Raw genomic sequence first — 22,839 nt, forward strand, 5'->3', positions numbered from 1 at the left:
CGTGTCCGGCCACCGGCCGCTATGGGGATCAGGCGCAATGGAAGATCGGGGAGCGGGCCCGGTGGTTCGGCCCGTCACGGCAGCGCAGTTCCTCCGGGAGGCCCCGCCGCCAGGATCGCTCCGCCCGTGCAGGCGGCCCTGAGCCGGCGCCCGCTGCCGATCGTCGGCCTGTCTCAGCCGCGGCGATGCCGCGCCGAATGCCCGCCCATCACCTGCGGCTGGCTGATGCCGGGAGCGGGGATGACGGCCTACAGGGAGGTCCATAGCCTCTGAAGCCGCTGGCAGGCGAGCTGGCCCAGCAGCTCGGCGTGGCTGAAGGCCCGCTGATCCTGCGCCAGGTAGGCCCGCTGCATCCGGCCCGTGGCCCATTCAAGGCGACGGGTCTCCCGGTCGATCCGGTGCACGATCCCACGGATACGGCGGCAGGTCTCGTCGCGGGCCCTGTCGGCTGCGAGGGGCAGGCGCTGGCCCAGATAGACCGCGCGGCGGTCCTGCAGGGTCGTCCAGACCTCCAGATGACGCAACAGGCCGCGGTGATCACGCCGCCTCCGGGCTTGGTCCAACCGCCAGCCGGTCACCCCCAGGCGCATGTCGGTGGCGAAGAGTTTTAGCCTGCTGGTGAACGGGACCGCCGGAGGAAAAGGCTCGCGAGGAAGGTCGATCGGCATCGGATCCTCCGTTCTCGGCGGCCATATGGGCAAAACTCGCCGGCCAACCGCCGGCGAATAGTCTAGGATGATCTCACGCTCTGACCAGAGCACGCAGGAAAACCTGAGCAGCAGGGCGCAAGCGTCCCCGGAACGGCACGGCTTGTGAGGGTTCGGCCGGAGCAACGATCCCCTGCGCTCCGAAGATCGTTCGTGGATCGCGTCGAAGGGCCTGGGCGGACCGGAGGGTTGCCGTCGCGGCTGATCGCGGTCGCCGCGCGCGACCGGCTGAAGCACGCCGGGATTCATCGCGGCCGAGAGCGTCCAGCCGTTTCGGGCGAGCGCGGCGATGCGCACCCGCCGCGACGATTCCGCCATCCCCCTGCGCGCCGCCAGCCACGCGATGCCCGACGCACCGTCCGAGCAGCCTCAGCCCCTCCCGCGCGTTCCCGTGGAGCGTCCCGGGGCGGTGCAGGGAGCGTAGTCTCGGCGCTGGCCTAAGCCTTCGCCGCGCCCCGCCTCAAGGCGAGCAGGGCGCGGAACGGCAGGGTCAGGCCCCGCAGAATGCTGCTGACCAGCAGGACGACGACGATCGGCAGGAGTGCCAAAGATACGCCGATCACACGCATGGCCCGCCTCCTTGCAACTGGCGCAATGTCACCGGTGCGCCCTGCCCGATGCGGCCGTAGAAACGTGGCAAGACTGAGGTCGCGACAGCCATCTCGCCGGGCGATGCTCACACCGGAATGGATCGCGAGCTGTCAGCCCGCCCCGGCGCCGCGGAGTCGACGCCTGCGCAGGCCGGAGCCGGGCCTGTCATGCTCACAGACAACCAGTGCCAGTTCGCGCAACTCAGCAAGATATAGCAAGGCAAACCGCCAACCGGCCGAACCCGCCTCTATATGGTCTCCGATATCGGATTTGCTGCCCGCTTTTGGATTCGTCAAATTTTGCACGCCAATCAATAAGCTCCAGACTTTCGGCGTCAGGAGACCCTCTCGGACGAGAACTTCGACCATCCGAAAAGTGAAAGCGCGGAACGCTCCCAGGCCCCGGACCTCCAATGCACAGGCAGCTCTGGAGCCGGTCTTCCGTTATGCGAGGCGATTTAACAAATATCAGTCAGGATCGCATTCAAACATCACATAACACAGATACCGATATCGATTGAATGATACAGCAAATATGAAGATATCGACTGCCTATACATATTGATCAATGTTTAAAATCGGAATAATTGCGTTCCGCGATTCACGTGATAAGCTCCATAATGAAGGTTATCATGCAGGCCCGGGGCCGCAACCGCCAAGGATCAAAGGTATGTAGAACGATCCGTTCCACGCAGAACCCGGGCAAGTCTCGAAATCGGCCTCAATCACGCAGCTACGGCCTGCCGGTCACGCACGACCTGCCGGCCGACTATTTGCGCCCGAGCTTTGTACAACTGCCCAGTCGGAGGGTGGCAACACAGCATATTCATAAGCGGAGACGCACAGCCGAACAATAGAGCAAGATCGCAGGGAGGCGACGTCATGCGAGGGGAACTGCACGCTTCACCGGGCCAGAGCAACAGGCTCGTGTCATCTTTCACGGTGGTTTGCTTGTCTGCCTGTCTTCTTGCAGATCCGGTCGCCGCCCAAGATCCGTCCGACCCCTCTGGAAGCCCGGTCTCGGCGACGAAATCGGACAGCGTTGCAGGCGGCAGCCTCTCCATGGCAACGATCAGAGTCCCGCAGGGGGAGCGAATCGTTCTGCCGATCACCAACGCATCCACGCAGAATCGCAATTTCAGATCGATCTATATGGTCGGTCTACCACCCGGCGCCATGGTATCCGACAACATCCATGATGCAACGATTACCAGCGAAAGCCGAACGCTGGACGTCAGCAACTGGAATCTTGAAGGGATTTCATTGCTTTTGCCGGACGATATAGCGTCACGCTTTCCGGATCCTATCGTGACGAGCATTGTCGCCATTCTGCCGCGATCGGAAAAAGCCGGTTCCATAAGAACCGAAACGCTGTCGACGACAGTTATCATTCCCGAGATCAAGGCGACGAAATCACCCGAAACGGTGAGCACGCAGCCGAGCGCTCAACCAGACAATCCACCACCTCCGGCACTCACCCCGCAACCCGCGTCGCAACCCACGCCGAAAGACGACAAGCCCGAGACTCCCTGGCTCAATCCCAAATCCGCCGAAGGAAAACCGAAACCGGACAACACCGGCGAGCCAACCTCGGCACAACTAAAACAAGCCCCGAGCACAGCAGAGAAAACACGGGACACCGCGCAGGATCAGGCAACCGCATCCAGTCAGGCCCCCGATACGGCGGCACAAGCCGGGCCGACAACGGCTCGGGATGCAGGCGAGAGCGCCCTGGCCAAGTCGCTCACTCAGAGAGCGCAGCAAGCACTCCGACTTGGCAATGTGAGCGGAGCCAGATTGCTGCTGCAGAGAGCGGCGTCGAGTGGCGATGCCGAAGCCACGTTCATGCTGGCGCAGACATATGACGAGAGCTTCCTGCGGCATTTGGGAGTCCGCGGTCTGAAAGCCGATCCGGAACAGGCCCGCACCTATTACGACGCTGCAGCCCGCGCCGGCTATGCCGGCATTCAACGCCAAGCGAAATCGGGCAGATAAAGACAATAAAACATCGGACGGAGGACACGATGGACAGAAAGCGCGCCAGGATCTTCACGACGGCCGCCTTGTGCGTTCTCAGCATCGGCTGGACAGCCGGCTCGGTCGCAGTCGCCCGTGATCAAACCCAGAGTTCCAACAGCGCCACGGCCAGCGACAAGCTCGAAACCGAGGCGGCCATCACCGATCACATGAATTCCTCCACCGTGTCCATCATCACCGGCACGCCGGGAGGCACCTATTTCCGCATCGGGGCAGATCTTGCCTTCGTGCTGGACGACGACAGCAAGCTGCGCATCCTGCCGATCCTGGGCAAAGGAGCCGGCCAGAATGCCTACGATCTGCGCTTTCTGAAGGGAGTCGATCTCGCGTTTCTGAGAACCGATACGCTTGAGCAGCTTCGACAAGACAAACGCCTCTCCAGAATTGAATACCACATTCACTATATTGCAAAGCTGTTCGATGATGAACTTCATGTCATTGGACCGAACGACATCACCGATGCTCGGCAGCTGGCGGGCAAGAAAGTGACCTTCGACGTCAAAGGGAGCGGCACCGATTACAGCGGCAAAGCGATGTTCCGCAACCTTGGGATTTCCGTGCAGGCAATCAATGTCGACCAACCAACCGCATTTGAGATGTTGCGAAAGGGCGAAGTCGACGCCGTCGTTTCAGTGGCTGCAAAGCCGGTGGCCGTGGTCGCGAATTTCGATCCAGCCGATAAATTTCACCTCATCCCGGTGAAATACTCGGAGTCGATAAACGAGTCTTACGCGCCAGCATCTATCTCAAAGAAGGATTATCCCAAGCTGATCAAGGACGATGGGCAAGTCGAAACACTGGCGGTCGGCACGGTGCTCGGTGTCTACAACCACCCGAAAGGATCCTTCCGTTACAAGAAACTGTCTCGTTTCGTGGAATCCTTCTTCAGCCGGTTCGACGAGTTCCTCTCCCCGCAGCGCCATCCGAAATGGCGCGAGGTCAACCTCGCGGCCGAAGTGAGCGGGTGGACGCGGTTCCGGCCCGCCCAGGACTGGCTCGACAGCCAGCGCGAGCATCAGGTTTCATCCAACGACAATCTTACCAAGTTCTTGAACGAGCAGCAGCCAGGTGCAGCAACCGACAAGGAAGAGCTTTATCAGGCCTATTTGAAATGGCGGAACGCCCGTCGAAACACGACCAGCGGCCTGTAGCGCTCGCAAGACCCGACCGGTCGCCGCGCGAGGTGCGCTCCGCGTCGAGGCGGCGGGTTCCCGCGGCCCGCGGGACCGTCCGGCTCGGGGCGAACCCGCACGGCCTCGGCCGGGATCACGGTCCCCCTATCCGCGTGCGGGCTGCCTGAACCCCTCGACCAGGCTGTCGACGAACAGGCGCGTGGCCCGCGCGAGACCGCGACGGGACGGCAGGACGGCGTGGATGATGCCGCTGCGCGGCGTCCAGGCCGGAAGCACGGCTTCGAGGTCGCCCTTGTCCAGGGCCGCCTGCACCAGATAGGTGGGCAGGCGGACGACCCCGACCCCCTCCCGGGCGGCCTGGCGCAGGGTGAGCATGTCGTCCGACACAAGGCGCGGCGCAAAGGGAATCGCGACGCTGCGCCCGTCCTACGGCTTACAACCCGATCACGTACAGGGAGACACTGACAGCAAAAAGGATGGCTCCTGCATTATACAGCCTGATTTTCCTTTTGAGGAATTCGCCAACGACGCGCGTGTTGGCGATCATCTGACGGAACAGGTCATCGATCTGAGAGCCAACGTACCTGTCCTGCAAACTTCCGATATCGAGATCAGAGAACGCTATCCGGCTGAACAGGTCATCCGCCCTCCGAACCCTCGCCAGATCGGACCATAATAATATTATCATTCCAGCAACGCCGATCAGTAGAGATGGATGAGAGAGAACAAATTCGACCTTCTCGGATACCGAAGCGGCGTCTCTTTTCATCAAGGGCGACATCGCGAAGCCGAGGAACGAGGCAAGGAAGGCCATCAGAAGAGAAGACCGGCGTGCGACCGAGTCGATCCGTCCACCAAGATAGCCATAGAACGCGGCCAGGAGCGCGGCCTTGTCCTGCTTCGGATGAGCAGGGACTGGCGGTGCGGTCACCCTCACCTCCGGTTCGTCGGATGAGCGTTCCTGGCTCACTATCGGCAATCACGCATTGCGGAAAATGCGTTGTGCTGACCGCTCCGCCATCCGCATCGCCCCTCGCACATCCTCGCGCCCAGTGCAGTAACCGGCATACATGTCGACGACGATGAACTCAGCCAGAGCCGCTGCTATCCGCTCGCTCACGGGCGCACTCCCACCAGCGGCGAGAGAGCGTTTGACGCCTCCGGCGATTGCGCCCAGCTTCGGATCCTTCGCCCAGACCGGGTTTGCCGGATAAGCCGAAAGGGGTTCCACCAAGTAGCCTTGAGCATCGTTCAGCCAGGGGCAGTAATTCGCGGCGTCCATCATGAATGCCATGAATGCCTTACAGGCGTTTGGCGCCTTGGTGTATGTGTAGGCGAGTATCGGGAAGGCCAGGGTGAACTCCGTCGGCTTCCCTGCTGGGCCAATCGGCAGCGGCGCGTGATCCATATCCTCAGCGATCCGAGGATTGTCCGTCTTTGCCGTTGCGTAGATCGACACGCCATTGACGGTAAGATGAAGGTCGCCGGCCAGAAAAGCCTTGTTGTTTGATGAATCATTCCAAGACACGGTGCCCGGAATGAAGGTTTCATAAAGCGCTTTCACATATTCCAGCGACTTGGTGGTCTCGGGCGAATTGATGACGATCTTTTCGTTCCGATCCACGAGGCCGCCACCGTGAGCCCACAAGGCCCAGTGCAGCCAGGAATTTGCATCGCCCGTGGCATGGCCCAGCGCCATTCCTGCAGGAGTGTTATTCCGCTTCAGACCTTTACAGAGTTCCAGGAACTCTTCTGTGTTGGCCGGAAACGAACTGAATCCCGCCTTCTTCAGGGATGAGATGCGATAGTTGATCCCCGAACCGGTGAAAGCCACTGGTATGGCGAGCCACCTGCCTTTGATCCTTCCATAGGCCGCGGCGGCCGGAAGCCAGGGACCATACTTCCTTTCGAGAGATGCAGCCACGTCGTCGACGGGGAGACATTTGGAGGGAAACAATGCCGGGAAGGAGTAGAGCCCCCAAACCAGGTCGGGTCCTTGCCCCGTATTCGCAGCGACGGATGCCTTGGGCTGGATGTCGTCATAGGACTCGTTGGTGACACTGATTCTGACGCCGGTCGCCTTGATGAACGCATCCACCAGTCGCATGAATGCCTCATCCTCCGAGGGAACGAACCGCTTCCACCGCAGCAGCGAGAGGCTCGCATTGGGTTCAGGCTTCCACTCGGCTGTCTCAGCCCAAGCCCTGGCGAAGACGTCGAGGTGGCCGGCTCCGATCACGCCGGATACCGCAAGACCACCCAAGAAAGATCGACGTCGCATGCTGACGGCCATGTGAATCCTCCCTCTATACCCATACCCTGGTTTCTATTTTTTCGGTGATTAGAACGCAGCAACACCATACCACGCGACAGCTCGGCCAGACAGATCAGTTACTGGCCGGAGCACTCTGGCGGATGCTGTCGACTCCGGGACGAAAGCCCTTCGTGACGAGATCATCGGCGCCTCGATGATCGGGTTGCTCATGCTGGCTCGATTCCTGACGCTTGCTTCCGTCCCCACAGCGATGCCAGCGCGCCGCTAAGCCGATCCATGGAGAGGTAGACGACCGGTGTCGTGAACAGCGTGAGAGCCTGCGACACGAGAAGGCCACCCACGATGGCGTAGCCGAGAGGTTGCCGGATCTCCGAGCCCGTCCCGGTCCCGAGCATCAACGGCACGCCGCCCAGCAGCGCGCACATCGTGGTCATCAGGATCGGCCGAAAGCGCAGCAGGCAGGCGTCGTAGATCGCTTCCTCCGCCGATGCATGGCCGTGCCGCTCGGCGTCGATCGCGACATCGACCAGCATGATGCCGTTCTTCTTCACGATGCCGATCAGCAGGATGATGCCGATGATCCCGATCAGATCGAGGGGGCGGCCGAACAGCATCAACGTGGCGAGCGCCCCCAAACCCGCGGACGGGAGCGTCGACAGGATGGTCAGGGGATGGATCGTGCTCTCGTAGAGCATGCCCAGGATGACGTAGACCGCGAACAGGGCCGCCAGGATCAGCGGCGGGGTGCTGCCGAGCGAACTCTGGAAGGCCTGCGCGTTGCCCTGGAAGCTCGTCGCGATCGAGGGCGGCAGGTGGAGATCCACCGTCGCCTTCTGCACCGCGGCGACCGCCGCCCCGATCGTCGCGCCCGGCGCCAGGTTGAAGCTCAGGGTGACGGACGGAAACTGGCCCTGGTGGTTGACAGCCGCCGGCGCGACACCCGGCACGAGACGGGCGATCTGGCTGATCGGAACCGAGGTGCCGCTCTGCGAGCGGACGTAGATCCGGTTGAGCGCCGCCGGGCCGAGTTGGTAGCTCGGGGCGACCTCCAGGATCGCGTAGTACTGGTTGAGCGCCGTGTAGATCCGCGCCACGTGGCGCTGTCCGAACGCGTCGTAGAGCGTCGCGTCCACGAGCGACGGGTCGATCCCGAGGCGGGAGGCGGCGGCGCGGTCGATCTCGACGGTGAGCGTGCGCGCGGTCGATTGCTGGTCGCTCGCCACCGCGGTGAGTTCGGGCAGCCTCCGGAGCGCCTCCAGGAGCTTCGGCGCGTAGAGGTTCAGCTCGTCGAGATTCACGTCGGTGAGCGTGTACTGGTACTGCGTCTTCGACAGGCGGCTACCAATGGTGATGTCCTGCGCCGCCTGCATGTAGAGCGTGATGCCCTGGACCTGCTCCAGTGCCTTGCCGAGGCGGACGATGACCTGATCCGCGGTGACGTCCCGCTCGCCCTCGGGCTTCAGGGTGATGAAGACGCGGCCGTTGTTCTCCGTGACGGTCGGGCCGCCCGGCCCGATGTAGCCGACCGCAGAGGCCACTGCCGGGTCGCGGCTGGCGATGGCGAGGATCGCCTCCTGGCGCTGGCGCATGCCTTGCGGAGAGACGTCCTGGGCCGCCTCGCTGATGCCGATGATCAGGCCCGTATCCTGCTGCGGGAAGAAGCCCTTCGGGATGATCACGAAGAGGTATCCGGTGAGCGCGACCGTGGCGAGGAAGCTCATCAGCGTGAGGAAGCGGTGGCGCAGAGCAACCCGGAGCCCGCGCCCGTACGCCCGGGTCAGCCAGGTGAAGAAATCCTCCAGGAGACGCGACATCCGCCCGGGACTGCCCTCGCCGGCCGGGAGCAGCCGCGCGCAGAGCATCGGGGTCAGCGTCAGCGATACCACCACCGAGACGAGGATCGAGACTGCCACCGTGACGGCGAACTCGCGAAACAGCAGGCCGACGACGCCGCCCATCAGGAAGAACGGGATGAACACCGCGATCAGCGAGATCGAGATCGACAGGATGGTGAAGCCGATCTCGCCCGCCCCCTTGAGCGCGGCCTGCAGCGGCGCCGCGCCCTCCTCGATGTGGCGTACGATATTCTCGACCATGACGATCGCGTCGTCGACCACGAAGCCGATCGCGATGGTGAGCGCCATCAGGGACAGGTTATCGAGCGAGTAGCCGAGCGCATCCATGACCGCGAAGGTGCCCACCAGCGAGATCGGCACGGCGATCGCCGGGATCACGGTCGCCCAGAGCTTGCGCAGGAACAGCGCGATCACCCCGACCACCAGCGCGATCGTGAGGAGGAGCGTGAACTGGACGTCCGCGAGGCTCGCCTGGATGGTCTGAGTGCGGTCGGAGACCATCTCGACTTGGATTCCGGGTGGGAGCGATGCGCGGAGCTGCGGCAGGGCGGCCTTGATCGCCGCAACGGTCGAGGTGACGTTGGCGCCCGGTTGGCGCTGGACGGCCAAGAGCACGGCGGGCTTCTCGTTCAGCCACCCGGCGAGTGTGGTGTCCTGCGGGGCCTTGACCACACGGCCGATGTCGCGGACCCGGATAGGGGCGCCGTTGCGGTAGGCAACGATGGCGTCCTCGAAGCCGGACACGGTCATAAGCTGGTCGTTGGTCTGCAGGGCGACCGCCTGCTGGGGGCCGTAGAGCTGGCCCTTCGGCTGGAGGACGGTCAGGTTCGCGAGGGCAGAGCGGACGGTCTCGAAGTCGAGGTTCTCGGCCGCGAGCTGCGCGGGATTGACCTGGATGCGGAGGGCCGGGCTCTGCAGGCCGCCCACCCCGACGAAGCCGACGCCCGGGATCTGCGAGATCTTCTGGGCGAGGATCGAGTTCGCGTAGTCGCTGACCGTCATGATCGGCAGCACGTCCGAGGTCAGCGCGATCAGCAGGATCGGCGTGTCGGCCGGATTGGTCTTGTGGTAGGTCGGCGGGTTGAGAAGAGCGGCCGGCAGCTGCCCCTGCGTGGCGTTGATCGCGGCCTGCACGTCGCCAGCCGCCGAGTCGACGGTGCGGCTGCGGTCGAACTGCAGGGTGATCTGGGTGAAGCCGGTGCCGCTGCTCGACGTCATCTGAGTGAGACCGGGGATCTGGCCGAACTGCCGTTCGAGCTGAGTCGCGACCGAGGAGGCGACCGTGCTCGGATCGGCGCCCGGGAGCTGGGCCGTGACCTGGATGGTGGGCGTGTCGATGTTCGGCAGCGCCGCGACGGGGAGCAGCGTGTAGCTAATCGCGCCCAGCACCACGATGGCGACCATCAGAAGCGCGGTCGCGATCGGGCGGGTGATGAAGCCGGCCGAGAGGTTCATGGCAGCATCCCCGCGCTCGCCGTAGTGGTGTTCGGGACCTCGGAGGCCGGTGCGCTCACGACGGCCGTCCCGGGCGTGAGGCGGTACTGGCCCTGCACCACCACGCTCTCGCCGGCGGTGAGGCCCGACGCGATCAGGGCCGTGCCCCGCACGCGCTGCGCGACGCGGACCGGGCGCATCGAGACCGTGCGGTCCGGACCGACGACGAAGACGTACTGCCCTCGGTCGTTCTGCTGCACGGCGTCGGTCGGGATGGTCAGGGCGCCGCGGCCGACCGAGGTGATGACCTGGGCGTTCACGAAAGTACCCGGCCAGAGCTGCCGGTGCGCGTTCGGGAAGGTCGCCTTGAGCTGGACCGTGCCGGAGTTCGGGTCCGCCTGGTTGTTGATCAGGAGCAGGGTGCCGGTGTCGAGCTGGCGCGTGCCCGACTGGTCGTAGATGGCGGTCTGGACGGGTCCGCGCGCCAGCGCCTCTTGCACGGCCGGGATGTCCGCGGACGGGAGAGTGAAGATCACGCTGATCGGTTGCACCTGGGTCAGCACCACGATGCCGGTCGGGTCCGTGGGATGAACCACGTTGCCGACGTCGATGAGCCGCACGCCCGTGACGCCGTCGAAAGGTGCGCGCAGAGTCGCGAAGTCGAACTGCGTCGCGGCGTTGTCGATCAGGGCCTGGTCAGCCCTCAAGGTGCTCTGCGTCTGCGCGATCTGGGCCCGCTCGGTGACGACCTGCTGGTCCGTGGCGAAGCCGCGCTGGAGGAGCGGCTCGTCGCGCCTGAGGTTCGTCTCCTGGTTGGTGAGGAGGGCTTGATCGCGGGCGAGCTGGGCGCGGGCCTGATCGAGCTGCGCCTGGTAGATGCGTGGATCGATCGTCGCCAGCACGTCGCCGCGCTTGACGAACTGCCCCTCGGTGAATTCCACGTTCTCGAGGATGCCCGTGACCTGTGTCCGGACGGTTGCCGCATTGAGCGCCTGAACTGTGCCGACCCCGCTCAGGACCAGCGGCACGTCGTGCTGCTGGACGGTGGCGATGACGACCGGAACAGGTGATGGCGGAGCAGGCTGAATTTGGTGCTGCTGGCCCGCAAGGTGGAGTTCAGCAGCAAATCCGACAGCAGCAAGCGTCAGGCTCGCCACGAGCACGCGAGACCAGATCCTCATGGATTATCTGCCCGGGTCAGAAGAATGACGATCTCTGCTCATCAGAGCGTCTTTGCATTCGGACGATCTGGCGTTGGCAGCACTCCCCAACGGAGGCGGTGCGGTCCGGATAGGACATCGCTGAGGCAGTGATCGGCCTGTGTTCCGGGCGGCATTGATTGGGGGCCTGCTCGAACGAGCCGACCGTTACCATTGCAGCGAGAACCGCTGCCGCCATACACGAATCAACAAAGGCATGACGGATTGTGACGACACGATCCTGCCAGCGATAATCATCGAGTCTGCAGAGTGACAACACGGTGCATACTCCAGGTGATCTACGACGCTCTCGTTACCGTAGAACCCAGGATGCATGATGAAGTCTCATGCAGAGCCTTCATGGCGATATTCGGTATGCGACATGTGAGGTGGTCTTGGTGAAGTGGTCTTGGGCGACAACAGGCACGGGACCACAAACATAAGTTGCAGAGACTTCGGCGCCCGGAGGTTGGTGCTTCGCGGCCATGAGTGTGGTGCATGAAGTAGGCGAGCACAGCAGCCGGAAGCTGTATGACCGCGTGTGCAACGTGACGCGATCGGGCGGGCCTCACGAGGCGGCATCGTGACGAGGCCGTCTGAACGCCCGGGCGACTCGCAACACGATGCTGCGCAACCATGCGTGTGCGGCGACATCGTCGAACCGGCGGTGCCACAGCATGGCCGTTTGCAATCTCGGCGATACGAATGGCAGCTGAAGCACCTCAAGTGGCGCCACGCGCGCAAACTCACGGGCCGCGCGCTCTCCGAGCACGGCGAGCATGTCGGACTGTGCCAGTACGGCGGGGGTTGCAAGCAGTGGGGCTCGCAGCGCGATGTGCCGCTGCAAGCCATGGCGGGCCAGCTCGACATCGACGAACTCAGTGCCTTCGCGCGTAGAGGACACGATCAGGTGGGGGAAGGCTCCGAGTGCATCGAGATCGAGAGTTTCGTTCCGCTCGGCAGGGTGCCCACGCCGCAGGAGAACCGCGAATCCGCCGTCGAAGAGCCTACGGTCTGCGAACCGCTCGCCCGGCGCAGCGAGGCCACCGAGTGCGAGATCAATCTCACCGCGGTCGAGTCGCTCGGCAAGGTCGATGGTACCGCTTGGGCGCAGATTGAGACCAATACCCGTAGCCTCTGCGGCGATGGCGGCTGCAAGCGGCGCCGCGAGGATCAGCGCCGCGCTATTGTCGACCGCAATCGTGAAACAACGCTCGGCAGTATTCGGGTCGAACTCCGCCGCACCTTCTAATCCGAGCCGCAGGTTTTCCAGTGCGGCGCGAACGGGACTGGCAAGCCGCTCTGCATATGGCGTCGGCTCCATACCACTTGGAGTTCTCACGAAGAGTTCGTCACCGAGCGAACTGCGCAGACGCGCCAAGGCGTGGCTAAGAGCCGGCTGAGACATGTTGAGCCTGGCGGCGGCTCGACTGGCGCTCCGCTCTTGGACGACCGCGTCGAAAATGACGAGGAGATTGAGATCGAGTTGGCGCCAGTTCACGTACGTCCTCCGCCAGCCTTCCCGTCGATCGGTCGTGGCCATCTCATGCGGCTTTTATCAGCTGCGTAAGGGTTCGAAACCGTCGCACCGCACAGCGAAGATTGAGCCTCCGCCGGTCAGGCTGGGGTCGGCGTGAGGTGATTCGGCTACCGACCCCATACGGGTCATGCCCCAGCAGCGACATGAAAACTGTGCATCCTACCGTGCAACATGTCAATTATCACCTTCATTACTGATCACATCGATAAACAGGCGATGACACCAGGCGTATCGAAAATCAAGAAATGACAAGATCATCTTTCTTTGAATGAACGATGACCGACATGAGCAAGCTGAATTTTGTTCTATCCGGCATGGCGATATTTTGCGACTACTGTCGTTTCTGCTCAGACCGCTAAAGAGAGGTTCAGCTACAAAGCTCCGTCCGGCGTGTTCAGCGAGGGCACCACGAAATGCCGGCCCAGGTGGCGGCTCCGTGCACGTCCCCTACGTTCGAGAGTTGTTGATCGCGGCTCAGCGCAACATCGCCTGCATACCGCGGGTTTCGCAGTCATATCCGCGTTCGTCACACCAGTGGAGTTGCTGTATGACCGAACTCAATCCGTCCGGCACCTTCGCAATCGGCGGCGACTTGGTGGTGCACCGTCTCGGCTTCGGTGCCATGCGCATCACCGGGCCAGGCATATGGGGCGAGCCGGCCTCCCGAGAGGCAGCGATCGCGACCCTGAGACGCGTGCCGGAGCTTGGCGTCGACCTGATCGACACCGCTGACAGCTACGGTCCGTTCGTCAGCGAGGACCTCATCCGCGAGGTGCTGCACCCGTACACGGGTCTTGTGATCGCGACAAAGGGAGGTCTGACTCGCCATGGGCCGGATATCTGGCGTCCGGTCGGCAACCCCGATTACCTGCGCCAATGCGTGCTGATGAGCCTTCGTCGGCTCGGCCTGGAGCGCATTGATCTTTGGCAGCTCCACCGCATCGGCCCTGACTGTCCCCGCGAGGTCCAGTTCGAGGCGATTGCGCGGATGCGCGACGAGGGCTTGATCCGGCATGTCGGCCTAAGCGAGGTCTCGATCGACGACATCCAGGCTGCGCAGCGATTCTTCCCCGTCGCGGCAGTGCAGAACCGGTACAATCTGGTCGACCGAACCAGTGAGGCGGTGCTCGACTACTGCGAATCGGCCGGCATTGGGTTCATTCCATGGGCTCCTCTGGATCGTGGGGCGCTGGCCCGCTACGGCTCAGCCATCGCTCAAGCTGCAGCCCGGCACAGTGTGGGAGAAGGAGCCATAGCGCTCGCTTGGCTCCTCAAGCGCTCTCCTGTCATGCTGCCAATCCCGGGTACGGGCGACCCTGAACATCTTGCCGAGAACATGCGGGGCGCCACCGTTGAGCTGACTTCTGAAGAGTTTAACGCTCTTGATCAGGAGGGGCGGGCCGCTTGGCAGGCGGCACGGTAGCACCCGCGCCGCGGCGCGTTGTGCAGCCGAGGCTGTCAGCCGGACTGAGGCGGCTTCTCGCTGTGAGGTTCGGCGACATCGTTTCAATTTCACCGCCCCAGTGTCTGGCTGATCTGGCCTTCTGATGCTGTTGCGGCTGTGGAGCTGTGGGCAGCGCGGCACGCGCTGTCCATCAGATCCACAGCCGGGGCGGGAGACGGCCATGGATCTGGCGAAGGCACGTCTGGGATGGGTCGAGCTCTATGCCCAGACCGGCGATGCCGGCCTCGTCTGCCAGCGCTGCGGCATCTCGCGCCCGACGCTGCGCAAATAGTGGCGGAGGTATCAGGCCGCCGATCCCGCGGGGCTGGTGGAGCCGAGCCGCCGGCCGAGGTGAAATGATCTCCCCAGACCCTACATGTCAGCACAGTCGCCGCGCAACCGTCGGGCTCTACCTATCGCTGCCCCAGCCATGGAGGCCCCAATGCCCGACAACGGTAAGAAGGCCGATTTCCAGACCCCGCCCGCCACGGATCCAACTGCGGCCGGCCCGCCCCCGCCTGCCGCGAAGATCAGCCCGGACGGGAAGGCCACCTCGGAGGTGAAAGGCACCGGCAGCACAGACAAGGCAAAAAGCTGACTGCTTCAACGATGGTCTGGCAGCAAAACGCCCGGCGGAGGGTTCCGATCCTGCTGGGCGCCTGACTGCATGGAAAGGCGCCTCTCAGCTCGCGAGGGCCAGAGGTCTTCCTGCATTTGTGGCATTGCGCTGACCACCCGAGCAATCCCTCTTGGGCGTGGCAACCTGGTCCGCCACATGCCCTCCGGCTTGGCCATTAGGATCGCTGTCCTTAGCGCCATCTCACGCGTCGCCAACGGCACATCCGACCACCTCATCAGCTGCTTTGTATGGGCGTCAGCGTTGACAGCCGCCGCGATGTCGATGCCGACCCCGCCTGCGATTTCACGCCAGCCCGGCTTCGGGTCAGCAATGTAGCCGTCCACGGCCGCCTGCAGCTCGTCGCGGCTCACGATCTTGAGTCTGAGCAAGTCGCCAATGGTGGGCCGGTCCGTCATGCCGGTCATGTCATTCCCCTCGCCCTGAGTATGTGCGCGGGCAATGCACCACGCATGTTTCAGTAAGATTACGTGGGCGAGGAGGCAGTTGCAGCTCGAGATCGGCAAGACGCAGGTGCAGCGCGTGCTGGTCCGTTTTTGATCGATGAGAGCAGTTGGGCGCCTTTGAGGATGGATTACTCCTCCACGACAGACAGCTTGATTCCGAACTCAAGCGCGCGGTCAAGTACTCGCTTCAGACTAGCGCGGTGGCTAGAAAGCTGCCGCCGATCCCACTCACTCAAGCGGCCCGTTTGCCCCCGATCCTCAAGGCGGTCCATCTCTTCTAAATGGTGGTCTGCACACTGCATCAGTGCGGCCACGCGGTCCTTGAACGACATGGCCACCAGTTCTCTTTTAAGAGGCATTCGACCAACATAGTTCCTTGCCGAGCCGTGCGTTATGAAATTATCCACAACAAAGGTTTCATCTTGATGATATTGTGCATCAACATCTGACAAATTAGCCAGATGGCCTGATTCATGTTCTTTCAGCATGAGAGTCGCCATAGCTAACGCGGCGATCTATTTCAGAGATCGCGGGATAGCTCGTTATGGAGCCGATAACGATTCGATATAATCGCTGTTTTGCGGATTTCCAACGACTAGACTCGCCGGCCGCCGCACTCTGCGGGACATGTCGGCCGAGTTGGCGTGGCGGGCCACGTCTCGTCGGCGGGGGCGCCATTCGGCGCCGCTGCGATCAAGCTCATGATCGAAGTCGCGCATGCCGATCGCGCTTGCCCAGCTCATGGCGGGCACCGATCCGATCCTGCCGACGCCGCATCCGGATGCGGAATTGCTCGCGCTGGCACCCGAGTTCGATCGGGCCTGCGCTGTCCGTTGCGGAACACAAGCACACGAAACCGCTTGCTCCCCCATGCATCAGCTTCCATCCGCATCTCTCCGTTCTGATCCGCCCCACGTTCGGGGACGTTATTGGCCTCTCAATAGCAGAAATCCGGCAAGACTGGAACGAACTGGTTGCTTACGCGCTGAAGCAGTCCTACCTGCGCTTGTCACGCCTGCCCTGCCTCTTTGCTCGGCGGGTGTCATTAGCGTCCGGTCTTACCCCATCGGCCCGGCCGTCATCCTCCTAGAGGCGTGAAGGAAAGCCGGCTCGGGCAGGACCCAGCCGGCAGTGCGTTGGGTAATCCAGGCTCAACTCCGCCGATTATCGTGGGGCGGACTGGCATGTAATGCACAAAGAGATGCCGGCATGGAAGCAAATATTGTCCGGAAGCATCGCCTTTAGAATGACCTCAGTGTGGACCATCTACATGGTGTCACCCCAAATATTTAAAATTTAGACCGTCCCGTGAGCTGAAATTGGGCGACGCAGTGCTCTGATTGCAACCTCAATCGCTCACCATACCAGGGATTTGATGATCATTACTGTCATTCATACCATTGATGAGCACTGCACTGTATCCGCTGGTGTGCGGGTCCTGAGCCCCGGCCGGGCGTTCAGCTGTCGGTAAGGCTTCATCAACCATTCCGCCACAGCCTGCCGACAGCCGAACCGGAGACCCCGAGCTGGCAAAGGCTACGACCCAGAGTCAACCTGTTGGCAGAGCGCTGGGCCGTTGCTCCTGAATTTCCGAGACCGCCTGCTCTTGTCATCACGGATCTGAGCAGGCGAAGGCAGCGACCGGCAGACCGCCACGAGGGCTCGGCGGACTGGTTGCTGCAGCTGGTGGCCGGGCTGATCCGGACCTGTCGGCCTGGCCGCCGGTTCAATGCTGCGTTAGTGCTGGCTCGTCCGTGCCCGTGCAGCACGCGCCATCGCGATCAGCTCTTGAGCGGTGAGGCTGCGGTCGGCCGGCGGCGGCTCGTTCAGCAGCTTGTACGCGGCGAGGGACGCTCGATGACCACACTCGCCTTGTGCTGGGCGCCTCTCTGGTAGCGGAACGTTGTTGGGATCAGGTACGTTGGGAGATCGAGGAGCAGGCTTGGTGCTTCGAGCCGACACGGCGGCGCTCCTCGTCCCGGAGGACGCGCTGATGCTCGCAATCCATCCCAATGCCCGCACCACCCCGGCCGTGCGCGCCGAAACCGCTCGCTCCCCGAGCCCTCCGGCGTGCTCGCCAAGCGCTACACGCCGCGCACCAGCATCATGGTTGAGCACTTCAACGGGCGGGTGCCGCGCGAGGTTTTGGGCATCACACTCGATAGCCATCGTGATCTTGAAGCGGTGCTGGCCGGCTTCAACACGGCCCACAACGGCCGCCGTCAACGTGTCCTGAAGGGCCGCTCCCCAGACCTGGTGCTGCGTGATCGCCTGAAGGTGAAACCCACGTTGGCCAAGCCCGTCACGCGACCGCCTGACCCGGACGCGCTCCCCAAAGCCTCAAGGTTGTTGCGGCCGCCAAGGAGGTTTCGCATCCAGACACAATCGCATTTGCGCGCATGCTGGCCGGCGTTATCGCCTCAACGCCGAGGCGCACCCAGATGCCGAACTGCTGGCGCCGGATCCCGCCTTCGCCGAGCGCTGGGCTGAGAATGAACGCACCTTCTACGGCGAGGAGGCGGCGATGGATGCCGCCGAAGCGAGATACGGGAAGGGCACACCCGAGTTCCGCGCTGCGTGGGATGCCTACAACGCGCGCATGGATTAGACCTATCACGCCATGATCGACGTGGGTTCGCCCGATGGAGCGCATGCCCGCCACGACCCTGGAGGGAGTCATTGTTAAAGCGAAGGCGGTCAGTTCCGGGCAGACGGACCTTGCGCTCAACATCATCAACGACCTGCGCGCCATGGGTAACGCCGAACCGCTGGAAGGCGAGTGGATCCCATAGTGATTCGGTTTGAGCCCGGTGTCAGCCGGAGACCCGGCCCACGAATCGAGATGCCTCAGTGGACGGCAGCGCTGTTACCCGCTGCGTTACCCTGATCCTATAAACCGAATGGGAAAAATCAGCTAGTTGGTGGTGCCGCAAGAGGGATTCGAACCCCCGACCCTCTCATTACGAAGATGTTGGCGAGGGCAAATTCCTGAAGCGTTTCAGTGCTCTGGTTGCCAAACATCGCGCCGGGAACGGGCGAACACCCGTCGTGCGGAGGCGGGGTTTGGCAACCGCAGAGCAGGCCTGTGAGGTAGCCGTGGAGCGCCCTTGCCGACACTTGGGCACGCACCGTACCCCGGTGCATGAGCACCGTTGATTCGCCCTCCCCGACCGTCCTCGAATGGTCCCGCGGACTCGCCTCCCTCTCGCCCGGCCAGCCGCCGTGCCCTGGCTTCCGGCCTGACGAGTGGGGCGAGACGTATCCAGAACGATCACATCGCTCGCAAGCCTGTGCCCGACACGCATATCTGCGCGCTGGCCGAGGCAGCGAAAACTGCTGAAGGAATATGGGCAAGAGGTGCCTTCGTTGGTGGCTCCGGTTGTGGAGCAGCGCTCGGCCCCCCGCTGCGGAAAGCAATGGACCGGAGAGTGCGCCGGAGATGCTGTCGTAGATGGCTTTCTGCGGGATGATCGCACTGTGGGCAACTAGCTCAACAGTAGCTGGGCTATATCTCAAAGCTGCAAAAACTTACCAGAGACATCCTGTGGCGCATCCGTAGAAGAAGTGCTAGCAGATTCCCCTCCCGATGTCTCAGGATCCAGAACAGAAGGATCTATACCCTTGTTCTTGAGTTGCCCTCCAAGATAATCTTCAAAAATTAGCTTTTCAATCTGCTGATAGAAGGGTACGTTCACGCCCAAATTTGGTTGAGGTGATGGTAGATTTCCCTTGTTCCACTGTCTGAATTTGCCATTATCATCCTTTCTCTTGCCACGCTCAAAAAGCTCACGATACCTGCGCGGCGTAATTCCATGGAAGTGCTCGAAATCAACTGCCTGAAAATCTTCATACCGGCCGCGATCGCTATTTTCGATGGAAATTGAGTCGCTATGAAGATCGGCCACCAAGCTTTTAGGATAAGGCTCTAGAAAGACTACTTTTTTGACCCCTGATGCCACAATGTGTTTTGCGCACATATGGCAAGGAAACGTAGTACAGTAAAGTACCGTGTCGTGAGTAGATCTCCCAAGTCTAGCGGCATCTGAGATTGCAAGTATTTCCGCATGAACAATTCTGCCATACTCCAAAGCATCCATAAATTGAGAGTCTCTAATTCCCTTTATCTTCATAACATCTTCAATTTTTAAGTTCAATATTCCTGTTATTTCCGAAAGTATTTCTAACTTTCTTCTATCGTTCGAGTCGTGTTCGCGAACATACTCACGATCGTCAAGACCATCATCGCCCCAATAAGTCCCTCCTTGTCCTTTGGGGACCTCGTTAGAGCCCATCGAAACTATCTCGCCGTTATTGGTAAAAATCGCCGCACCCACTTGTCTTGAGAGATCCAAGGTCCGCAATGCGGCCGCCTTCGCTATGAACATTCCATATTCTACTTTTGTTGGCGATATGCTATTCGATCCAAAAAGAAGATCACAAAATCTTATTATTTGATTTTCAATCGAGGGGCTACGAATATCGCTGTTGATTATGAAATCTGCATCATGAAACACCTTAGAGACCTTCTGACCATGTTCATCTTTTTCGTTTTCATCGCGCTGAACTAAGTTTTCAGCATGATAGCGGTACATATTTGGATTTGCAGAATTATCGCTATTTGCAAACCTCTGCGCCAGATAGTCGACTCTAGCCCCGCGACGCGAATAAACTGAAACTTGAAAGAACAACCTGCCGTAAACTGCACGGAAAAGGTCAATTTCCTCCTTCCTCTTGAACTGATGAACAATGTAAACGACGCGCTCAAACGCACGCTGCCCATGTTGACGCGGAAGATTAGGGCGCGATTTGACAATTCTACCAAGCGAGGTAGCAGCTAGAATATCATCAGAAAATTCAGAACGAAGCTGATTTCCGTACGAAGTATATATGTCATACCTCACAAATAACGGGGCCTCTTCTAAATTTGTGGTCGGCTCAATGTAATTTTTTAGCTTTCTAAAAACATCAGTAACCTTGATTTCTACAACCTCATACTCTGCTTTCTTGAAATATTTAACGAACTCGCGAACACAGGCATTCACTTCAGCGCCTATTGGCGCCACAATACCGATAATGATTTCCGGGAATTTTATCTCGGGGACTGTAGCAACCATGCTCTTCACCAACCGTTTACAGTTTGGTAGCACCGTGACGGTAAGAGGATCAGCGATGCGACCTGCCGACAAGCCCCAGGGTGCCACACCTAGCGCCATTGAAGCGGCCATTCGCGAAACTGTTCGAGCGCACGACGCTGTCGTCGCAGATTGGGTGAGTAGTTGGAAAAGCGAGGTGTCCCGGGCAATTTCAGGCTCCTACGGGCACGACACTGAAGAACCTCAGTCGCCTCCAGAAGCCAACTCGAGCCCGCCACTGTCTTGCTAGCGAATGGGCTGCATCGCTAAGCCTAGAATGACCGGTCATTCGTCATTCGGGGTTGATGGATGAGAAACGGGCTTGATGCCCGCTTCATCGTTTGGGGTTGATTTCACCCACACGCCGCCGCACCACGAGTACAGAACGTCAGCGTAGCCCTGGTTCTCCAGCATCCAGATCGTCGAGCTCTACAAGCTCAAGCACGTCACGGATGAGCAGCTTGATGCGGCCGTCGCTGACTACCTGAACGACCCGACGCCCGGCATGCGGCTGATCGCAGAGAGCGTTGCCCTCGACGTCGCCGCGGTCGTGCTGGCCCACCCCTATGTCCGCGAGGTGCTCGCACGGGAGAGCGCGCCCGAAGCGCAGCGGCACAATGCGGTGCGGACCGCGATCCTGCTGGCGAGGGCGGCATAACAGAGATGCCCGCGAACTCGGTCGCGGCGCCGCCGGCCAAAGGTGCTATCGATCTGGTGCCATGCTTATTCATGCTCAGGAGAGAGCGTGATGAGAGTTCTGCTGATTGGGTACGATCCGGACACGGTCGACTTTTCTGACCCGGCTTTGCCGCCTGGGCTTGACGCTGAGAAGATCCACACGGGCATTGCGCTCGCGCTAAAACAGATGCGAGAGCGCGGATGGAAGGTCGATCATTGCTTCATCCACCCTGATGCGACGGCTGCCGCTGCGGTCAAACAACAGGTGATGTCGGAAACCTACGACTGCATCGTCATTGGAGCCGGTGTTCGTCTCTGGTCCCGCCACATCGCAGTGTTTGAGGCAGTCATCAACGCGGTGCACAAGGCTGCCCCACAGGCAATGATCGCCTTCAACACGCGCCCTGAGGACAGTGCTGATGCCGCGGAGCGCTGGTTGCCATTTTCTCAGGACCGTCCAAGCTCGTAGCGCGGTGGGCCTCGTCCAGCGACCGGATGGAACCCCGCCCCGGCTGGACCGGGCGTGCCATGGCAATGGCCGAGTCTCATCGGATCAAGCGGCGCACATCACAGCATGGCACAACGCAGATGCCCCGCCGCGTTGGCGTCGCAGCGGGGACAGTCTCCTTCCTAGACTCGGGCCGCTCCGCAAGAGCGGCTTTTCCTTTTGCCTTGCTGGATTGCCTCTCGCTCGCGCGAGGCGACGCGCTACGCGTAATGGCGTCTATGGTGCGTAAAAGGCCCGCCACGGTCGGGGAGGCCGGGCGGGCGAAGTGAGCTCAGCGTGGGCAGAGAAAACCCCGCCTGCCCTGCGGAGCGGGTGGGGAGGAACTGCCCCGCCGCCGATCCGGGAAGGACCTAATCGGCGCCTGATCTACCCGCGTGAGTAGAACTGTACTTGGGCAGAGGTTGCAAACAACAAATCTTTCGGATTACCCCTATCGTTGCCAGGATCGCCGCATCAGCGGCGCGCAATGGCGTGTGTGGAACGAGAAAAGCCCGCCACGGCAGGACCGGGCGGGCTGAGGTGGACTTGTCCCAACTAGCGTCAGGCAACCACGCCTGCCGGCGCAGCGCTCTAAACTTTGCTAGCCGAGCGCCGTCTGGACGTTCCGCGCCACATGGCGACGCCGGTGTTCCTTCCGCCCCGCGCTCGGTGTCGTGCCGGTCCTGCGCCGGAAGGCGCGCGTGAAGGCGGCCGGCTCCGAGAACTCCAGCGTGGCCGAGATCTGCGCCAAGCTCAGGTTGGTGTCGGCCAACAGTTGCTTCGCGATGCTAAGCCGCGTTTCATCAGCGACCAGTTTGAAGCTCGTGCCTTCGGACTTCAGCAGGCGGGCCAGCGTGCGCCGATGGATCCCCATCAGCTGCGCGACGTGCTGCTTGCCGAGGGGCTTCTCAGCCACCGTGGCGCGCAAGCGCCGGCGAAGCTCGTCTGTCACGTCAGCGGGAATGGCCGTCTCAAGCTGCTGGATTAGTGCTAGATGGAAGCATTTGGCCATGGCTAATGCGTCGCTTGGCCCCCGCCATCTGTAGCGGCAATTGCATTTGTAAAACGCAACAATGCTCTCTCAAGCTCGCGAGCAGCTATGCCAACATCGTCAGCTCGATCTGCAAGGATCGGAAGTTCGATGAGAAGCTTCCTAATGAGATCAACAACTTCAGCGTCAAGTTCACGAGGCACAGGCGTCTCATTGCGCTCCAATAATGTGCCTCTACATAAGCTTTTTCCAT

The 22,839-nt window shown here is 61.4% G+C and carries 19 protein-coding genes and 2 pseudogenes; 9 read left to right on the forward strand and 12 right to left on the reverse strand.

The features are described 5' to 3' along the window. Nucleotides 1-248: 248 nt before the first annotated feature. Together MNOD_RS02575 and MNOD_RS49850 are read right to left on the reverse strand one after the other, a co-directional pair. Nucleotides 249-668, reverse strand: coding sequence for a hypothetical protein (locus MNOD_RS02575; protein WP_015927275.1), 420 nt, complete (start codon nt 666-668; stop codon nt 249-251). A 476-nt stretch (nt 669-1,144) separates the two neighbouring features. After that, nucleotides 1,145-1,276 (reverse strand): hypothetical protein, encoded by a 132-nt coding sequence (locus tag MNOD_RS49850; protein ID WP_015927277.1) that lies wholly within the window; start codon nt 1,274-1,276, stop codon nt 1,145-1,147. 903 nt (nt 1,277-2,179) lie between these two features. On the opposite strand from MNOD_RS49850, the gene MNOD_RS45960 reads away from it, so the two are divergent. Together MNOD_RS45960 and MNOD_RS02585 are read left to right on the forward strand one after the other, a co-directional pair. Then, the gene (locus MNOD_RS45960; protein ID WP_015927278.1) at nt 2,180-3,292 is read left to right on the forward strand and encodes an SEL1-like repeat protein; all 1,113 of its coding nucleotides are present in this window, start codon (nt 2,180-2,182) and stop codon (nt 3,290-3,292) included. A gap of 29 nt (nt 3,293-3,321) precedes the next feature. Next, complete coding sequence (locus MNOD_RS02585) at nt 3,322-4,485, forward strand: TAXI family TRAP transporter solute-binding subunit (RefSeq protein WP_015927279.1); 1,164 nt, start codon at nt 3,322-3,324, stop codon at nt 4,483-4,485. A 126-nt stretch (nt 4,486-4,611) separates the two neighbouring features. Here MNOD_RS02585 and MNOD_RS02590 read toward each other — a convergent pair whose 3' ends face one another. From MNOD_RS02590 to MNOD_RS42570, 6 genes are all read right to left on the reverse strand, one after another. Beyond that, on the reverse strand, nt 4,612-4,842 hold the full coding sequence (locus MNOD_RS02590; protein ID WP_083786655.1) for a LysR substrate-binding domain-containing protein: 231 nt from the start codon (nt 4,840-4,842) through the stop codon (nt 4,612-4,614). 58 nt (nt 4,843-4,900) lie between these two features. Further along, nucleotides 4,901-5,398: a hypothetical protein gene (locus MNOD_RS02595; RefSeq protein WP_015927280.1), complete on the reverse strand. Its 498-nt coding sequence runs from the start codon at nt 5,396-5,398 to the stop codon at nt 4,901-4,903. 48 nt (nt 5,399-5,446) lie between these two features. Further along, complete coding sequence (locus MNOD_RS02600; RefSeq protein WP_015927281.1) at nt 5,447-6,760, reverse strand: ABC transporter substrate-binding protein; 1,314 nt, start codon at nt 6,758-6,760, stop codon at nt 5,447-5,449. A gap of 188 nt (nt 6,761-6,948) precedes the next feature. Beyond that, nucleotides 6,949-10,053, reverse strand: a complete 3,105-nt coding sequence (locus MNOD_RS02605; RefSeq protein ID WP_015927282.1) for an efflux RND transporter permease subunit — start codon at nt 10,051-10,053, stop codon at nt 6,949-6,951. After that, nucleotides 10,050-11,213 (reverse strand): efflux RND transporter periplasmic adaptor subunit, encoded by a 1,164-nt coding sequence (locus MNOD_RS02610; protein WP_043747895.1) that lies wholly within the window; start codon nt 11,211-11,213, stop codon nt 10,050-10,052. Before MNOD_RS02610 ends, MNOD_RS02605 begins: the two co-directional genes overlap by 4 nt. 586 nt (nt 11,214-11,799) lie before the next feature. Next, the gene (locus MNOD_RS42570; RefSeq protein ID WP_085984963.1) at nt 11,800-12,732 is read right to left on the reverse strand and encodes a LysR family transcriptional regulator; all 933 of its coding nucleotides are present in this window, start codon (nt 12,730-12,732) and stop codon (nt 11,800-11,802) included. Between the two features lie 586 nt (nt 12,733-13,318). Here MNOD_RS42570 and MNOD_RS02620 point away from each other — a divergent pair. From MNOD_RS02620 to MNOD_RS45965, 3 genes and pseudogenes are all read left to right on the forward strand, one after another. Then, nucleotides 13,319-14,194: an aldo/keto reductase gene (locus MNOD_RS02620; protein ID WP_015927285.1), complete on the forward strand. Its 876-nt coding sequence runs from the start codon at nt 13,319-13,321 to the stop codon at nt 14,192-14,194. A 202-nt stretch (nt 14,195-14,396) separates the two neighbouring features. Further along, a pseudogene (locus tag MNOD_RS48700) lies at nt 14,397-14,504 on the forward strand (IS481 family transposase); the annotation flags it as partial. 153 nt (nt 14,505-14,657) lie between these two features. After that, nucleotides 14,658-14,813, forward strand: coding sequence for a hypothetical protein (locus MNOD_RS45965; RefSeq protein ID WP_015927286.1), 156 nt, complete (start codon nt 14,658-14,660; stop codon nt 14,811-14,813). Between the two features lie 5 nt (nt 14,814-14,818). On the opposite strand, the gene MNOD_RS41200 is transcribed toward MNOD_RS45965, so the two are convergent. Together MNOD_RS41200 and MNOD_RS48705 are read right to left on the reverse strand one after the other, a co-directional pair. After that, entirely contained in the window at nt 14,819-15,259 is a 441-nt protein-coding gene (locus tag MNOD_RS41200; RefSeq protein WP_015927287.1) for a hypothetical protein, read from the reverse strand. Nucleotides 15,260-15,426: 167 nt separating this feature from the next. Further along, nucleotides 15,427-15,786, reverse strand: a complete 360-nt coding sequence (locus MNOD_RS48705) for a hypothetical protein (protein ID WP_244424647.1) — start codon at nt 15,784-15,786, stop codon at nt 15,427-15,429. A gap of 1,591 nt (nt 15,787-17,377) precedes the next feature. Between MNOD_RS48705 and MNOD_RS45970 the strand changes: the two are divergent. Together MNOD_RS45970 and MNOD_RS45975 are read left to right on the forward strand one after the other, a co-directional pair. After that, a pseudogene (locus MNOD_RS45970) lies at nt 17,378-17,679 on the forward strand (IS481 family transposase); the annotation flags it as partial. 270 nt (nt 17,680-17,949) lie between these two features. After that, nucleotides 17,950-18,090, forward strand: a complete 141-nt coding sequence (locus tag MNOD_RS45975) for a hypothetical protein (protein WP_157091365.1) — start codon at nt 17,950-17,952, stop codon at nt 18,088-18,090. 720 nt (nt 18,091-18,810) lie between these two features. Here the strand turns inward: MNOD_RS45975 and MNOD_RS02635 are convergent. After that, on the reverse strand, nt 18,811-20,523 hold the full coding sequence (locus tag MNOD_RS02635; RefSeq protein WP_015927290.1) for an anti-phage dCTP deaminase: 1,713 nt from the start codon (nt 20,521-20,523) through the stop codon (nt 18,811-18,813). Between the two features lie 319 nt (nt 20,524-20,842). Here MNOD_RS02635 and MNOD_RS42590 point away from each other — a divergent pair, with 319 nt between their 5' ends. Together MNOD_RS42590 and MNOD_RS02645 are read left to right on the forward strand one after the other, a co-directional pair. After that, nucleotides 20,843-21,088, forward strand: coding sequence for a hypothetical protein (locus tag MNOD_RS42590; RefSeq protein WP_043747900.1), 246 nt, complete (start codon nt 20,843-20,845; stop codon nt 21,086-21,088). 90 nt (nt 21,089-21,178) lie between these two features. After that, entirely contained in the window at nt 21,179-21,577 is a 399-nt protein-coding gene (locus tag MNOD_RS02645) for a hypothetical protein (protein WP_015927292.1), read from the forward strand. Nucleotides 21,578-22,196: 619 nt separating this feature from the next. On the opposite strand, the gene MNOD_RS02650 is transcribed toward MNOD_RS02645, so the two are convergent. Continuing rightward, on the reverse strand, nt 22,197-22,607 hold the full coding sequence (locus tag MNOD_RS02650) for a helix-turn-helix transcriptional regulator (protein WP_015927293.1): 411 nt from the start codon (nt 22,605-22,607) through the stop codon (nt 22,197-22,199). Nucleotides 22,608-22,839: the final 232 nt, after the last annotated feature.

It is taken from the genome of Methylobacterium nodulans ORS 2060 (assembly GCF_000022085.1).
In the GTDB taxonomy this organism is placed as follows: domain Bacteria; phylum Pseudomonadota; class Alphaproteobacteria; order Rhizobiales; family Beijerinckiaceae; genus Methylobacterium; species Methylobacterium nodulans.